The organism is Ruegeria sp. HKCCD7628 (assembly GCF_057221005.1).
Genome location: NZ_JBWVBA010000002.1, coordinates 419,687 through 436,340 on the forward strand (window position 1 = coordinate 419,687; position 16,654 = coordinate 436,340).

Here is a 16,654-nt window from a genome sequence, read left to right on the forward strand (position 1 = left end):
TCTTGGAGAAGTCATTTTATCTTAGTGATAGTGAGTGGATGGTGCTGCTAGAGCAGAAATGACTTTTTGGCTTTTGCGGTGGAAGCCCTGAGATATAACGAAAATTGCGGCCCGCCTATTTGTCCGATATTTATATTCCACTTATGTAGTAATGTGCTCTGGCTACGATGCCCTTGACGGCGATTTTCGTGGAAAAAGGGTTTGTGAAGTTGAGCTTCAAAAAGACCATAGATCAGTCGCGACGGCACTTTGTATTATCAGGGAGCGCTTTAGTCGTGACTGGGTGCAGTTCTAAAAGGAACTTAGTCGGCCTTGAACCAACAAGAGCTTTATCCAAAGCAGAAATCGATGAAAGAGGTCATAGAATCTTTATCGCAACTGTTCGGGAACCCTCAACGGTGGCGACTGAGTTTTTTTCGGGTCGTCGCGCTAATCGTCTCAGCTTTGCGGCTGTAGATGTTGTAATCCCGCCAAACCACATAACGGGCAAGATCGAAAGGCCGAGAGGCAGCTCGCCAGATCCCGATAAGCATTTCGTTATTACGAACCCGCAGATATTTGACAACGATAGCGCGTTTGTAGGCACGGTAGAGAACAGTGTTTTAGCTTTGCCAAAGGGAGAACGTTCATCTCTGCTATGGATACATGGTTATAACACAAATCTGACTGATGCAGTATTGCGGTTCGCTCAGTTTCTGGAAGACACTGGGTATAGCGGGGTGCCCATTCTATATTCATGGGCTTCTCAGGCTCGATTGGGTGCCTACGTCTACGACATCAACAGTGCGCTTATCGCAAGGGACCAGCTTGAGGAGGTTCCTGGGATACTCAAAGACAGTCCGGTTGAAACAATAGATATCGTAGCCCACTCGATGGGAAATCTTGTCGCTATGGAAGCCGCTCGCGGTATCGCAAATCGCGGGCTTTTCAATGTCAGCGGTAAACTCAGAAGTGTAATTCTTGCGTCGCCCGACATCGACATAGACCTGTTCATTGCTCAGCTATCAGCGATCCCCAAGGACAAACGGAGGTTCTATGTGCTGACATCTGAAAATGACCAAGCTCTTGCGGTTTCAAGCTTGATTGCAAGAAACCCACGAGTGGGACAGCTAGATGCTACACTGATTTCCGAGCTTGGTTTAAACGTGATCGACCTGTCCCAAGTACAAGACACGACCACTGTTCACCATTCAAAGTTTGCTGACGCTCCCGAGGTTGTGCGGCTGATTGGGGACAGAATACTAGCAGGCGATAAAGGCGCTAAGGTTTCAGGTCGTGCCGAAGCAGTGGTTATTACGGCCAGTGGTACCATTGCTGTCGTGGACGAGGCGATATCCAACTGACATTGGGAACACGACGCGCTTTCGGCCGGCTAGAGCCATCGATCTCTAATCTTGGGCTGCGAACTTATGCCACGAAAAATGCTAGTGTCGGCCAAGAGTTTCTTCTGGCAAACATCCGAACACCCGTTTGTATTGTTGAGCAAAATGACCTTGATGAAAAAAACCGTTTTCAATCGCAACACCTTTGATTTGGACTTCCCCAACACTGGAAGCGCTAAGTGTTTTGTGGACTTTGTTAAGGCGTATGCGTCGCAACCAGGTTGCGGGGGATATACCGATGCAATCTCGAAACGCGTAGTGTAAAGTCCGAAGGCTTACTCCGATTTCGCTGCATAACTCGACCAGACCCACAGAGCCGACATCGTCCGAATAGGCGATATCGCACGCGCGACTAACGATTGCTGCGGAGCGGCACGATTGTGGGGAAGCAAATTTCGAAGCCCGCGAGCTAATCAATTCCCACAAGAATAACTTTGTAAATTGGTCAAGCAGGTGTTTGGTCTCAAATTCATTTGCTTGCTTCGAACGGTGCAACAAATCTTGAGCCGCGAGTCCCAGTCTTTTACTCGCCTGCTGAGTTAGACTACTGACTGGAGGTATGTCATTAAAGTCGAGCTCATCCCCAGTGAGATTAAGCGCCAGAGACCGCGCTTCCGAAAAGGGAACGGCCAGATTTACCCCATCCCAGTTTGTACTGCCAATTAGCTCGGCTTCTCGACTGGAAGGTTGAACAACAATCGAACCTGTTTTGATTTTTTCACCAAAAAGAACTGCGGGTTCAGCTTGTTTCAAAACGAGCGCCGCCGAAAAACAATCGGGCATACCTGTGCCGCGGTACACTATTTTTCGATTCCATTTCTCCCGAGCAATCTGTTTTTGACCAACTTGAAGTAAGTCAAGACTGCTCTCCAAAGGACCAGCAGTCATTTGGTAGTACTCTTGATCCCAACCGACGGAGGCGTCCTGCAACTGCCCGACGTCAGACGTGGTTGTGAATGTCCGTTCAACCGACAAGTTTTTGTATAGTTCTTTGTCCCCCATCTATTCCGATTATCACATTCAAAAAATCTAACATAGCATATTTCTTTGACACGTAACAGTCAGTTATTGAGGTAAATTCTTTGGTCTGTGACACGTATTTTGCACTTTTGGGATGTCGAAATTCCCCCCAATGATCGCCTTTCAATGCAAGCATGTTTTCCTAAACACGGGGCTTGGTAGGCGGACCGAATGCAAATTGGCGAGGGAAGGTTACGGCGTGTGCTCAGTGTCTTAGCAATATTGGCGGCTAAGGTTACTCTTTTCAGTAGCCAAGTTTATGCACAAGACAGCGCAGACGCTGCGGCGCAGGCCAATAACCCTCTGGCAAATTTCACGGCTTTCAACCTGCAGAACTATTATGTCGATGAGTTGACTGGCCCTGGCGACAATGATGCAAATTCGTTCATTCTCCGCTACGCCCAACCGGTTCAGCTAGGGGAAACAAACTGGCTGATCCGCGCGTCTTTGCCGTTTAACAGCTTTCCTGTCGGCGATGGTGGGTCAACGGTGGATGGGGTGGGGGATTTTGACATCTTCGCCGCCTATCAGATCGACTTACAAAAACCGGGAGTAAGCTTTGCAATTGGCCCTTCTATTGTGGCTCCAACCGCCTCCGATGACCGCTTGGGCAGCGACCAATGGCAGTTAGGTTTGGCGAATGTCTACTTCAACGCGAAATCGACACTTTGGCAGTATGGGTACTTGCTAATTTGGCGAAGCGGCGTGGGTAGCACGAACGACCGGGATCGCGTAAACACCGCCGCATTGCAACCTATTCTTTTCCGACAACTCGGCGACGGTTGGTACACAGGCGGGGCTCCAATTTGGACAGCAAATCTGGAAAACGGTGATTATTCTGTACCGTTGGGCCTCCGCGTCGGAAAGGTCTGGGTAAACGGAAAAACTGTATTCAACGTGTTCGTTGAACCTCAATGGTCAGTTGCCGATAGCGGGCCGGGACAACCAAAACGACAAGTGTTTTTTGCACTAAATATGCAGTTTCAATGATTGAAACGAGCGTCTGAAAAAAGGACTTACTACAACGCAAAAAAGAGAGGACCCAATTGAAAAACCTTGTAATCCGCCGCCCTGTTCCGTCGCGCGTCCAGGAATGTTCTTCCGCGCCGAATTAAAGATGAAATTGCCGACTCCAGCCTTGCAACTGCCCGCTCGCCGACCGATTCGGTCGAGCGATAGCAAAACACCCTATTTATTCAAGGGTTTGAATAGGTGTTTTGTTTTGTAAAGTGAGGCGCTTACGATGAAGTCAGAGTAAAGAACGGAAAGCTAGACTGCGCAGTTATCCAACCTGTTCATTTCAGTGAGAGTAAAACAAATGGAAAAAACTTGCTTCAAACATCACGCCAAGTTTTGGATAACGATTTGTTTAGTAGGTGCACTTGCAGGGTGCTTTGAAGAAGAGAGTGCCGAAGCAACAGAAAAACCAGCACGACCGGTTTTGTCGATGATCGTGGGTGACACAGAAAGACTTCGGACTGACAGCTATCCTGGTCGAGCCGAAGCTGTACGGGAAGTGAACCTGTCTTTCGAAGTATCGGGGCGAATGATTACCAGACCAGTCGATGTTGGATCGACTGTCGGATCAGGGGAAATTCTCGGTTCTTTGGACCCGGAGCCTTATATAGCTCGGATTCGCACAATTGAAGGGGAACAAGCTTCTCTTCAAGCGGCATTGTCCAACGCAACCACAGAATTGGAGCGCAGAGAAAAACTGCTCGAAAATGATTTTGTTTCTCAGGCCAACGTCGACGACCAAATTATGGTTGTCGATGCAGCCAAGGCAAAAATTGAAGCGACTGAAGGTTTGCTGGACGCTGCTCGTCTCAACCTAAACTATACGGAACTGAAAGCACCTTTCGATGGGATCGTGTCGGAAGTTTTTGCGGACAACTTTCAGAACGTTGTCGCGAAACAACCGGTAATGCGCATCCTGGATACTTCCCAGATCGAAATGGAAATCGGCGTTCCAGAAGCTCTTATAGGGCTGGCTCCTTTCGTGGAAGAAATCAGCGTTACTTTTTCAAGCATACCGAATTTAGAAGTTCCTGCGGAAATTTCCAGGATAGGTTCTGAGGCGTCGCTCAGCACTCGTACATATCCAGTTACAATTGTAATGGATCAACCTGACGAAGCCAAAATCCAACCCGGGATGGCCGGTAAAGCGACTGCTCGTGTTCGACTGCCCGAGAACTGGGCGAAGACCGGTGTTGAGATTCCCAGCGCAGCTGTGTTTTCGCCTGACGGGGAAAACGCGGGAAACACTTTCGTTTGGCTTATTGATGAAGCGTCAAACACAGTTTCTCCAAAATCTGTTGAAGTAATTTCTATCGGGGGGAGGGGATTAGTTGTTCAAGGGCTTGATGCGGGGGATCGTATTGTCACTGCAGGTGTCAACGTCATAACCGAGGGCCAAAAGGTCCGGGTCGAAGCGCCTTAAATTCAGGAGGCAGCCATGTCACTTCCGCAGATATCTATTGAGAACCGAGTTGTAACGTATTTTACGCTGTTCCTTATCTTGGTTATCGGAACCTTTAGTTATTTCCGTCTTGGCCAACTCGAAGATCCTGACTTTACAGTCAAAACCGCGATCGTGATTACTCAATACCCGGGTGCAAGCCCTGAAGAAGTAGAGCTAGAGGTTACTGACCTTATAGAATCTGCAATTCAAGAACTCCCGGAACTTCGTTTTCTTACGTCTTACTCAAAAGCTGGACTTTCAATTGTAAAGGTCGAAATCAAACAGGAGTATTGGGCGGACCGCTTGCCCCAAGTTTGGGACAAGATGCGTAGCAAGGTCCGGGATGTCCATGGTCAGCTTCCGCCAGGAGCCATGACCCCAAACGTTATCGACGACTTCAGTTTTGTGTATGGGTTCGTTCTTGCGATAACGGGCGACGGTTTCACCTACGCTCAATTGGAAGAATACGTAAAGGCGATCCGCAAAGAGCTGGCGCTTGTTCAAGGAGTTGCACGTGTCGAAACTTGGGGAGTGCAGCCAAAGGTTATTTACCTTGATGCTTCGGAACAAAAGCTTCTGGGTCTCGGGGTAACGACGGAAGACTTTGTTGCAACGCTGGCACTGCAGAACCAGGTCGTTAATGCGGGGCAACTAGAGCTTGGCGATATGCGCCTTCGAATTGCGCCGACTGGAGAATTTGAAAGCCCGGAAGATATCGGGAATTTACGAGTCCGTACAAGCTTGCTGGACAAAGCTCTGGATATTCCCGCGGATTTTGCTGATGACGCAACTCGCCCCAGAGACCGCAGTGCTGAAACAATCGCAATCAAGGACGTTGTAGATGTCAGACAAGGTTACCTGGAACCACCCATCAATGTCATGCGTTTCAATGGCCAACCCGCAATTGGGATATCAATAGCCAATGTGACTGGCGGCAATATTGTAGACACGGGACAAAATTTGGATGCGGCTTTGGCCGTTGTCGAAGCCAACCTTCCCTTGGGAATTGAAATGCACAAAATCGCTTGGCAGAGCGATCTCGTGACGGAAGCCATAAACGCCTTCATGATAAACTTGGGAGAAGCGGTTCTTATCGTCCTGGTCGTTGTTGCTCTGGCCATGGGTTGGCGTATGGGGCTGGTAATAGGCGGTGCGCTTATCCTGACGATCCTCGGCACCTTCATTGTAATGTCTATACTGCAAATTGATCTTCAAAGGGTTTCTCTAGGTGCGCTGGTTATTGCTCTGGGAATGATGGTCGATAACGCCATTGTAGTCGCAGATGGTATGGCTGTCCGTTTGAAGAAAGGAATGGATCGCAAGGCGGCTGCCATTGAAGCCGCTGCCCAACCGAGTTGGGCTCTTCTGGGAGCGACAGTTATCGCAATGATGGCTTTCTACCCAATCTTCGCAGCAACCGCAGATGCAGGCGAGTATGCCGGTTCACTATTTGTGGTGGTAGGGGTTTCGCTGCTGCTAAGTTGGCTTATTGCCATGACAATCACGCCATTGATGTGCGTTGATCTTATCAAGATCTCGGAAGCCGACCGAGACTCATCACGAGATCCATATGCGGGCGTTGTTTTCACGACGTTCCGCGCGGTCTTGTCTACGTGCATCAGAGTGCGCTGGCTTACCGTACTTGTTATGCTGGCAGTGTTCGGATCCGCGCTTTACGGGTTCCAGTTCGTAGATCGACTTTTCTTCACTGATGCGACACGGCAGCAGTTTATGGTCGATATCTGGGCACCCGAAGGTACGCGCATTCAACAGACTTCGGCTCTGGCAAAAAGGGTGGAAGATCACCTGGAAGGAGATGAGCGTGTTTCCGGAGTTTCCACGTTTGTAGGTTCCGGAGGCCCCAGATTCTATCTTCCCGTTGATCCAGAATTTCCTTACGAAAGCTACGCACAAGTCATTATTAACACGACCGATCTAGACAGTGTTTATAGCCTTGTCGAAGAACTAGAGCCTTGGGTTGTGGATAACCTGCCTGAGGCAATGGTCCGAGTTCGAAAGTTCACAGCAGGTCCCGGTTTTACCTGGCCGTTCGAGGCAAGGTTCTCGGGCCCGGCAAATGCAGACCCGGAAGTGTTGAGGGATCTTGCGCGGCAGGGGGTGGAGATACTTCAAAAGTCGCCCTACGCAAAGGACATCCGGACCGACATGCGCAATCGAGTTCCAAAGATTGTTCCTGAGTTTGATCAGGTTACGGGTGTTTGGACCGCAACTTCTCGCGCTGATATCGCGAATGCGTCTCGCGCGGCATTTGACGGTTTGCCCGTCGGACTCTATCGCCAAAACGAAGATCTCTTGCCAATTATTGTTCGACGTGTCGACGATGAAAGGCAACGAACTGCCGAAGACTTTGAGCTTTTGCAGGTCGTTCCAGCCCTGTCTGTAAAGAACTTGCCTCTCTCTGCGGTAACAGAAGACATCAAAGTTGAGCTGGAAGACCCAATTATTGTGCGCTGGAATCGCAAGCGCGCTGTAACTATTCAGGCCAGCCCTGACGAAGTTACATTTCCAACGTTGTTCGAAAGTGTCCGTGAGGAGTTCGAGGCTATACCCATGCCTCCCGGTTATCAGTTGGAATGGCGAGGAGAATACTTCGGGACAGTGGACAGTCAAACTTCGCTTCAGCCCGGTGCGGCGCCCGCTATCATAATTATCGTGTTTTTGATTGTGGTGCTCTTCAACGCTATTCGACCAGTTTTTGTGATCTTCTCGGTCGTCCCGCTGGCGATAATCGGTATTACCGTTGGTTTGCTAACATTCCTGCAACCCTTTTCTTTCATGGCGTTGCTTGGGGCCATGAGCCTCATCGGGTTGATGATAAAAAATGCGATTGTGTTATTGGACGAAATCAATCTGAATCAATCGCAGGGTATGAAACAGTATGACTCGGTAATGAATGCTGCTGTTTCTCGACTAAGTCCCGTTTTGCTTGGCGCAGGTACAACGATTCTTGGTGTTCTTCCATTGATGCAGGATATCTTCTGGGTCGCCATGGCAACGACGATGGCCGTCGGGCTGGCCTTTGGGACGGTGTTCACGATGATAATGATTCCGGTCTTCTACTCGATTTACTATCGTGTGAAGGAGCCAGCAACGTAACTAATTGGGGTTATCTTTTCAGCCGGTAAAGCGACCAAAGGCGAGAACAACAATACCCTCTACAGCGGGGCAGAAGATGACTATCGATTTCTTTCAGCTTTTCTCAGCCAACTCGGTGTTGGTCGTTTTTACGATCATTGCCATCGGTTACGTGATAGGCAACGTCAAAATTGGCCAATTCGAGATAGGGATCACCGGCGGCGTATTGTTGTGCGCTCTGGTTTTCGGCCACTTTGGTTTTCAAATTGACCCGATCGTCCAATCAATCGGATTTACTTTGTTCATCTACTCAGTTGGATGGCAAGCGGGTCCTCAAATTATCAACGTGTTACGCCAAGATGGCCTCAGCTATTTGACCATCGCACTATTTATGGCTCTGGGCTCTTTTGCGTTGGTGGTTGGACTGGCTCTTGTGGTCGACTTGGAAAACGCGCTTGCGGCTGGTTTGATGGCAGGGGCATTGACGAGTACTCCTACGCTTGTAGGTGCGCAGAATGCTGTAGAAGCCGGATTGGTTCCAATACCGGCCGGTTCAACTTCTGAGGCGATAATCGAAAGCATCAGTGTTGGATACGCGATTACATATATCTTTGGTACCGTGGGTCTTTTGCTGCTTGTTAAGCTATTACCAAGCCTTCTTAAAATTGATCTGGTTGAAAAGGCGCAAGACTTTGCGAAGGAACGCGGCTTTGTTGCTGAGGATTCAGCAAAGGAGGCCGAGCGCCCAATTTTACGGGCTTACGAAGTTCCATCTGTCGATTACGAAAAGAAAACCGTAGCTCAAGCATCATCCGATTTTTTGTCTCAATATCAAGACTATGGCGCGATCTATAAGTTAAAGCGCGGCAACGACATAATCGACGTGTCGCCAGACACAACTCTTGAGCCTGGCGACAAGCTCGCATTTTTTTGCTCGCCGAAACTACATGAGAAAATTCGGGAGGAAATGAAACTTGGCCGCGAAGTATTAGACGATGACTTGGTAGACGCTGTGGTCGACGTTGCTGAAGTGGTTGTCAATTCCAGCTTTGCAGTCGGCCAAACGATTGGGCAGCTTGCAATCCAACAAGAGCATGGGTGCCGCCTGACGCGATTGACACGTTCGCAAATAGAAATGCCGCTGTCACCTTCGACAAGGGTCCAACGTGGCGACGTGATGTACTTGACCGGCGAGCGTGCTGCTTTGCAGCAGTTAGTTTCGATATTGGGAGTAGAAGAGCGAGCCGCAGTGGAAACCGACTTGTTGACATTTGCAGCGGGAATAGTCGTAGGGCTGTTTATTGGTCAGATTACAGTAAGAATTGGTGGAATTGACGTTGGAATAGGTAACGCCGGTGGTCTACTTGTTTCTGGGATAGCCGTTGGCTTTCTTAGGGCCAACCGCCCAACATTTGGTCGTATGCCAGCTGCCGCGCGTTTTATTCTTATGGAGTTAGGGTTGTTATTTTTTATGGTTGGCGTTGGCCTAAATGCCGGCGGTGGCATAGTCGAAGCTCTTGGTGCGGTCGGGCCGAAACTGTTTCTTTGTGGTGTTGTCGTGACTTGCCTTCCTCTATTGGCTGGCTATGCGTTTGGGCGGATCGTTCTAAACATGAATCCGGCCTTACTTTTAGGGGCTCTTACTGGTGCAATGACTAGCACGCCAGCTCTCGGGATTGTTCAACAAGCGGCGAAGAGTTCCGTTCCTTCCCTTGGCTATGCAGGAACTTACGCGCTTGCCAATGTACTTTTAACGGCGCTTGGAACACTAATTATGCTGCTTTGACTATTATGTGGGTTACTTAGTGCGGGTCCCATAAAGGCTGACAAGCCTTGCAATTAGGATTGCTTGGAAAAGAACTCCTACAATTGCTTCTAAGATTGACCAGATTTGAACCACCGCTTTGCTGGAAGTTATATCACCATAACCGAGGGTAGTGAGTGTCATAAAGCTTAAATATATGTAACTACTCCACTTTTCGGATTCTCCAGGTTTGCCAAAGTCAAGAGCATGTGGCAAAACCGTATGTATTATTGAAAAAATCAGTGCCCAAGCAATTCCGATCAATAGATAGCAGGACACAGCATCGGTAATGATTTTCAGGTCGATATAATGGGCTACAATAATGGCCTTCATCAAACTGATGAACGCAAGTACCAACAAGAATAGAGACAAAACGTAACCTGCTAAATACCAAACGTCGCCGAAATCTAACGCGCCGGTTAAGCGGACTAGTAGAATTGCTAAAGCTGCCGCTATTGCTGCCAGTTGCACAGTGGGACGAACCGTCAAAGAAAGAACCGCGCTCACTAGCACCAGACAAAAAATCACGTCCAGAACTCTTTGCCCAAGGACAAAACTCTCCAGCAGTGGAGACATCACGATCATGAGTAGCAACGAGGCTAACAACAAGTAAGAATTATGCTGCATAGACATTTCGTTCAAATTTTTGGTCCAGTCATTGAGACGCGGTTAGTCCTGCGTACTATATCGTTGGAAAGATTTTGGTGTCACCGCGCTAATTGCAGCGAGCTTTTGTGATGCCAAAACAGTTTTGTTCGACTATCTGCCGCTATCCCGTGCGAAATAAACCACAGGATAAACGTGCGTGAGCCGCGTTGCTTTGTGAGTTTCAGCTAAACAACTAATTTGGCGTATACCAAATAGGTGAAGTGTAAGCTCGGTCCTGCAATTGCATCCGAGTGCCTTCCGGCATTTGAACATCGAAGAACTTTGCGTCGTAAGCGGTCCACCGAGGCGTCGGAATTTCTATCACGCGAACGTAGTAAAATGCGCTCTTTTCCGCATCAAATTCCGGGTCAATCCAGTGACCAGCTAAAAACGGCTCGCCTATCGTATTGGTGTAGGAGGCATCCGCTACATTGACAGTGTTGCCAACATCTCCATCACAGGCGTGATCGACGATAGTCCGATCGCCACAGGCCACGTCAAAGATCTTCTCTGAGGTTGTGCCGTCGGCGTTCAACCAGCCTTTCACGATTTGAATGCGATCGAGATTGGCACCGTCAGGATCACGCAGAGCGCGGATCATCAATGTTGGAGCGCCCCCATCTGGTGCGTCGGTCAAGTCGCCGCCCATTGGTACCCCGCGGGCATAGCCGGTACGGGCAAAGTCTGGACGCGAAACCTCTTCAGCTTTGAAATCCCAACCCGCGAAAACTCGAACGGTCAGGCGCGTACCGGAAGTTGCGTAGGTTTCCTTCCGAGCCATAGCGTCCCAGATTGACTCGCGGGTATTTTCTCGTGCCCAAACAGCTGCAAGACCAGAAGCACCTACGTCGCCTTCCATGATAGACAGTGCGGGGTCGTCGGCAGCAACAAGCGGGTGGAAAGCGCGGTCAGGAGCGGGTTCTACGAATGAAGCCTTTGAAAAGTTGTTCTCTTCTCGTGAAGTGGGCAGGGCAGTATGATTGTCTGTCGAACCGATCATGCCGAATTTGAAAGGGTTAACACCAAGACTTGCCTCTGCCAACAGGCCGGTCTTCAATGCCTCACGGGCGTATTCTGCGGGGAGCATCTCAGGCGTTTTTGCACCCTGACCGTTTAGATTGCCAGCGTCGATTGTCTCAAAGTCGGCGAATGCATCGTCAGGGGACAAAAGCGGGTGGGCCTCACCATCACCCTTTTGTTGAGTAACTTCTGCCAAAGGTTCCCAACGTATGCGCTTGGCCGCGTAGTTCGCGTCGATCGGTTCTCCTGAGAGGTTGGACCCGTCAATGGTCTCTAATGCGAACATAAGCCCATTCGACAAATTACCGTTGTGCGGGATCGCAAGGACCTGACCACCGGTTTTCTCTTCATAAGCCGCCATGTAGTCCCATAAATCTTCGGGATCGGTGGAGTCGTATTGCGAAAATGGGAACACTTGGGAAGTGCGATCTTTGCCATCACGGAAGATCACAACGCGATGCATGTTGTTGCCGCCGGGGTGAGACGTCCATTCGAAGCCATGAAATGTGGTGAAAGTTCCAGGCTGATAGTATTCGTCAGCGTTGGTTGTTGCACTATCCCATGCCGTTGCGAGCAGTTTTGGCTCGTTGATCAAGTCGGTATCATTAGCGCGCAGCCACTCAAGAAACGCTTCATATCCGTTCCCAGATTTAACCATATCATGCCAGCGTTTACCGGTCTCATTGGCCAAAATTAGCGGGTCCGAGCGACGGATAAAATCTGCAAGGCCGAGATTCTCAGCATGATCGGCCATTACTACAAAGTCGAGAGGGCGGATCAGTTTTACCCGCCAACCGAGCGCGCTTGTCACCTCTTCGCCACGTGACACGCGATACCCAGCATCCTGATCCAGCACCCCGCCTGCCATACCTGAGTCTGCAGACCACGAGGAGTGCAAGTGCGTATCACCGAAAAGAACACGGTTTGGGAAATGGTCGTCGACATAAGGAGAGTATTCGGCCTTTGGCTCGTCGACTAAATCGGCGGGTGGCAAGAGGTCCTGCGCATGGGCCGTAGCCGTCGCTGCGACCAGCGTTGTGACTGAAACTGCGGTGGCAAAATTGAGCTTCATTTAGGGCCTCCATTTCCACGTTTTCGAGCGAAGGTTTCGTAAGGGCCTTAGGGACGCTGACCGCTCGCAAGTTATGCTTTCTTCTTACGGGTCCAATTCAACTTCGACTTTCTTCAGAACACCTGGGAAGTCGAATGGCACATGGTAGTCTTCGCTCACTGGTTCTCCTGCGTCGGAGCCAATATCGAAGGTCTCGTCGAGGGATATCCGGTAGCCCATTGTCCGTTCGACCCGGCCCTCTCCGACAAGTGTGTCATCTACGAAGAGTTTTCCTGTTCCGCCAAGGCCGACACCTCCACCGTCGTATTCGAACTCGTAGCGAATTGTATGCTCGCCTGGTGTAAGGACATCTCCCACGATATTGTACCGCTCAAGGTTGGCGACATTGTAGGTGTAGATTGGCTTTCCTTCCAAAACATAGAGCGCCCATCCTCCAAATCGCCCACCTTGGGTGACAAGCATTCCGTCAGTCTCACCCTCGCCAATTTCGACATGCGCAGTGATCGTATGTGACTTGTTCTTGAAGTCGGGTGCTGTGCCTTCGGGGATACGTCGCATGTTGTCGAAGTATGTGAACTTAGAACGACCTTGTGTCAGGCTTGGTCGGAGCGCTACGTCCAGCCTGTCGACCTTGTCGTTGTCGATTGGAAGGACATTGTATTTGGCGGCTTCACCATAGAATAAGATCTGCAACTCGGCCAATTTCTCGGGGTTTTCGTCAGCCAAGTTGTTGGCCTGCGAAAAGTCCTCTTGGACATAATAAAGTTCCCATGCCCAATCATTAATCACGTCGCTTTTCTGGGTAACGCTGATCCAGGGTGCCTCCGGCGGCGTAGTCGTCGCAACCCACCCGTCGCTGTAAATCGCTCGGTTCCCCATCATCTCAAAGTACTGGGTGCGACGAGTTGAAGAGGCATCGGCATTATCGAAAGCGTAAACCATACTGGTGCCTTCTATTTCAGATTGCGCGACGCCGTTTATTGATGTCGGCGCCGGGATCCCTACTGCTTCGAGAATTGTTGGCATGATGTCGATTACATGGTGGAACTGACTTCGCACTTCACCTCTGGCTTCTATCCCCGCTGGCCAGCGAATGATCATTCCGTTACGTGTGCCTCCGAAATGACTGGCAACTTGTTTGGTCCATTGGAATGGCGTGTTCATGGCGTGCGCCCAAGCTGAAGGGAAGTGACCAAAGGTATTTGGCCCGCCCAGCTCATCCATTCTCGCGTATGTATCTTCAAAGGGTACGGCGATGTTGTTGAAGAAAGTCATTTCATTCAAGAGCCCATCCGGGCTGCCTTCGGCGCTCGCTCCGTTGTCGCCCATCAAGTAGATAATGAGGGTGTTATCCAATTCACCCGTCTCCTCAACGGCGTCGATGATGCGGTTGATTTGATGGTCCATATGGGCAAGAGCGCCAGCGTAGACCTCCATCATTCGTGCGTAGAGTTCTTTTTGTTGGTCGTTCAGTGAATCCCAAGCACGCAGTTGCTCAGGTCTCGGAGTTAGAAGGGTATCTTTAGGGATTATTCCTAGTTCTTTCTGCCTGGCGAACGACTCTTCACGGACCTTGTCCCAACCTTGATCGAATTGTCCTTTGAATTTTTCGATCCATTCCTTTGGCGCGTGGTGAGGGGCGTGCGAGGTGCCGGGCGCGTAGTAAACGAAAAACGGTTTGTCCGGCGCAAGTGCATGTTGTTCGCGAATATAGTTAATAGCCCGATCCGCCATGTCTACGTCTAGGTGATAGTCTTGGGTGTTGGGCGGTTCGATCGGTTTGGTTCCATCGAAAATAGCAGGGGTGAATTGGCTAGTATCGCCACCGATGAAACCGAAGAATTGTTCAAAGCCCAAGCCGGTTGGCCACAAATCAAACGGCCCGACTTGGCTCGACTGCCAATCAGGAACATTGTGGTTCTTACCGTACCACGCGGTATTGTAGCCGTTTCCCTTGAGAATTTCGGCAATAGTTCCGTTTTCCTTGGGCATGAGGGAGTTGTAGCCAGGGAAGCCGGTGCCGATTTCCATTATCACACCGGTCGCGTTCGAATGGTGATTGCGCCCCGATATCAACGCAGCCCGGGTTGGCGAGCATAGTGCGGTTGTATGCATCTGGATGAAACGGAGTCCGTCTTTCGCTAGTCGATCATACGCTTCTGTTGGGACAGGTCCGCCAAATGCTGTGGGTGCCCCGAACCCAACGTCGTCGGGCATAATTAGAAGAATGTTGGGCGCACCTTCTGGGGCGACGACTTGCCTCGGAAAGTCCAGACTGGAATCGCCAGTTCTTAGGCCGATATGGCCGTTGAATTTAGTTAAAGGGATCGGCAAAACCGAGCGGTCCCAGCCATCCTGCGACATAGATGGCGTTGCACCCAAAGACAGCAAGCTCGCAAATATTACACCTTGCGCTACAGCCAAGTTACGCAACCTCATGTGTTTCCTCTCCTTAATTAATTGCTCAGATGCTTTTTCGGGTGACCGTTCATATCGAATGAATGTTGGAAGCCGTCGACCTGACTTTGATGCAGGTGCTAAGAACTTCACCGTTGGTTTTTGGTTCTATTGTGCGCTGTGCCGGTGTTTATCGGGTAGCTTTGACTGTCATCACTGTCACAGTTGAGCCGAGGTGCTATAACAGAGTAGTTCGAAACTTTAGTAGCGTTAGCAAATGGAACTTGAGCGCTCTGTTTTACAGGCTACTCAGGGTTTAGTTTGCTTCGGGTGACGACGCCGAAGTGCTTTAAGGTTAGGGAATCTGATGCTGAATGCCGTACGACACTTCGCTCCTCTCATACTGTCGCACCTTTGGCTAGGTCAAAACATGTGCACAACATCAGATCGAAGTATTTGTCACGCCTATTGATTTTGCACGTTGTTTTAACATCCCAAAAGTGCAAACCTACGCGCTGGTTGAGGTTTGGGTGGCCCTTTACAGGTCAACTCGTCCGTCTACTTTTATTGAACCAAACTTTTCAACTTATCATCATGAAATTAAGAACTGCGCAAAGTAGTATCGTTAGGACGTCAATTTTTCGGATGTTCGGCAAAAGCCAAATCCTACTCCCGCAACCAAAACTCTCAAAATGATATCAAACACTTAGCGCCACAAGAGGCGCTTTTTGCGTGTTGGGCGGATTCGCCCGGTGCTACAATGGTTGGCCCGATTTGACCGGTCCGTGTGACACAACCTTTGCTAGATCAGCAGATGGGGTCGCTCCAAGACATCTTTGCAGAAGTCAGGGCTGGCGAATACAAGGCCCAGATCAAGCAGCTTGGTGCCCGTGGTCGCGTTCGAGTCGCAAATAAGGACGGAAGTTGCGGTCCAATGCGCCTATGGGTTTATCAGGACAGGGTGTTACCAGACGAGATCCAAAGTCTCTTTCCGGGTGCGAACATCGACATTGATCCCTCGGCCTACAACAGTCGGCGTGGGGTTCGAAAAGGTCAGGAGACTTTCAAAACGAAGGTCTTGAATGGCCTTAAGTCCCTTCCGCTTACCACGCACGAAATTGAGGTAGAGCAGCTGGGGGAGCTTATTGGCGATTCAAATCTGAAGACCAGGGGAACTAGGCTGGCAAAGAGCAATGCAGCTTGGACAATGCTTGGTTGGTCCTTTGTGCACGGCACCAAAGGTCGCGGAGGAACTAAGGCCCGCTTTGTCAGGACCGAAAGGCCGTCTAGTTTAGCAGCCTAAACCTATTAACAGTTATAGGTCTTGGCTTTTGACTGCGCCAATAGCTCATAGTGCTCTAAGAACATCCTAGGGGCCGAAGAGGCCCTTAGGGACAAACAAAAAACAGGGGCGTCCGCCTGGCCCGGTCATAAGTGGACTTCAGTGTCTGGTAGTGTCCATTCAAAAAAATGGCTGGGGATCTACGCAGCCAATACCACTCACCCCAGTTCTGATACTCCCCCGTGGGGGGGCGAATTCAGTAGCGGTCTTAGTGCAGCATTTCGGGCGAGAGGATGGAGCTCAACGTGTCATGGGTGGCCATATTGAGGGTGTCCTGAGGCGTAGGACAAACCGTAGGACAGAACGTGCCTGTTGACCGGGATTCGTCCTCAATGATACCCCTTCTTTTACTGAGACAATCATAAGTCACGATGCCTGTAATGGGAGCAGAACTGCCGCCCCCGGGCACCAC

Annotated in this window: 9 protein-coding genes; 5 read left to right on the forward strand and 4 right to left on the reverse strand. The window is 50.0% G+C overall.

The window, feature by feature from the left end; translation table 11 throughout:
• Nucleotides 1–188 precede the first annotated feature (188 nt).
• A complete protein-coding gene (locus AC2TAD_RS08520) occupies nt 189–1,343 on the forward strand; it encodes an alpha/beta hydrolase (RefSeq protein ID WP_480867126.1) in 1,155 nt (384 codons plus the stop codon).
• Between the two features lie 81 nt (nt 1,344–1,424).
• Here AC2TAD_RS08520 and AC2TAD_RS08525 read toward each other — a convergent pair whose 3' ends face one another.
• Nucleotides 1,425–2,384, reverse strand: a complete 960-nt coding sequence (locus tag AC2TAD_RS08525) for an AraC family transcriptional regulator (RefSeq protein WP_480867127.1) — start codon at nt 2,382–2,384, stop codon at nt 1,425–1,427.
• Between the two features lie 189 nt (nt 2,385–2,573).
• Here AC2TAD_RS08525 and AC2TAD_RS08530 point away from each other — a divergent pair, with 189 nt between their 5' ends.
• From AC2TAD_RS08530 to AC2TAD_RS08545, 4 genes are all read left to right on the forward strand, one after another.
• Complete coding sequence (locus AC2TAD_RS08530) at nt 2,574–3,392, forward strand: hypothetical protein (protein ID WP_480867129.1); 819 nt, start codon at nt 2,574–2,576, stop codon at nt 3,390–3,392.
• Nucleotides 3,393–3,720: 328 nt separating this feature from the next.
• Nucleotides 3,721–4,842, forward strand: a complete 1,122-nt coding sequence (locus AC2TAD_RS08535) for an efflux RND transporter periplasmic adaptor subunit (protein WP_480867131.1) — start codon at nt 3,721–3,723, stop codon at nt 4,840–4,842.
• Nucleotides 4,843–4,857: 15 nt separating this feature from the next.
• Nucleotides 4,858–7,980: an efflux RND transporter permease subunit gene (locus AC2TAD_RS08540; RefSeq protein WP_480867133.1), complete on the forward strand. Its 3,123-nt coding sequence runs from the start codon at nt 4,858–4,860 to the stop codon at nt 7,978–7,980.
• A gap of 76 nt (nt 7,981–8,056) precedes the next feature.
• Nucleotides 8,057–9,745, forward strand: coding sequence for an aspartate:alanine exchanger family transporter (locus tag AC2TAD_RS08545; protein ID WP_480867135.1), 1,689 nt, complete (start codon nt 8,057–8,059; stop codon nt 9,743–9,745).
• 12 nt (nt 9,746–9,757) lie between these two features.
• On the opposite strand, the gene AC2TAD_RS08550 is transcribed toward AC2TAD_RS08545, so the two are convergent.
• The 3 genes from AC2TAD_RS08550 to AC2TAD_RS08560 form a co-directional block, all read right to left on the reverse strand.
• Nucleotides 9,758–10,390 (reverse strand): ion channel, encoded by a 633-nt coding sequence (locus tag AC2TAD_RS08550; RefSeq protein ID WP_480867136.1) that lies wholly within the window; start codon nt 10,388–10,390, stop codon nt 9,758–9,760.
• Between the two features lie 214 nt (nt 10,391–10,604).
• On the reverse strand, nt 10,605–12,503 hold the full coding sequence (locus AC2TAD_RS08555; RefSeq protein ID WP_480867138.1) for a DUF3604 domain-containing protein: 1,899 nt from the start codon (nt 12,501–12,503) through the stop codon (nt 10,605–10,607).
• Between the two features lie 84 nt (nt 12,504–12,587).
• On the reverse strand, nt 12,588–14,942 hold the full coding sequence (locus AC2TAD_RS08560; protein WP_480867140.1) for an arylsulfatase: 2,355 nt from the start codon (nt 14,940–14,942) through the stop codon (nt 12,588–12,590).
• Nucleotides 14,943–16,654 lie beyond the last annotated feature (1,712 nt).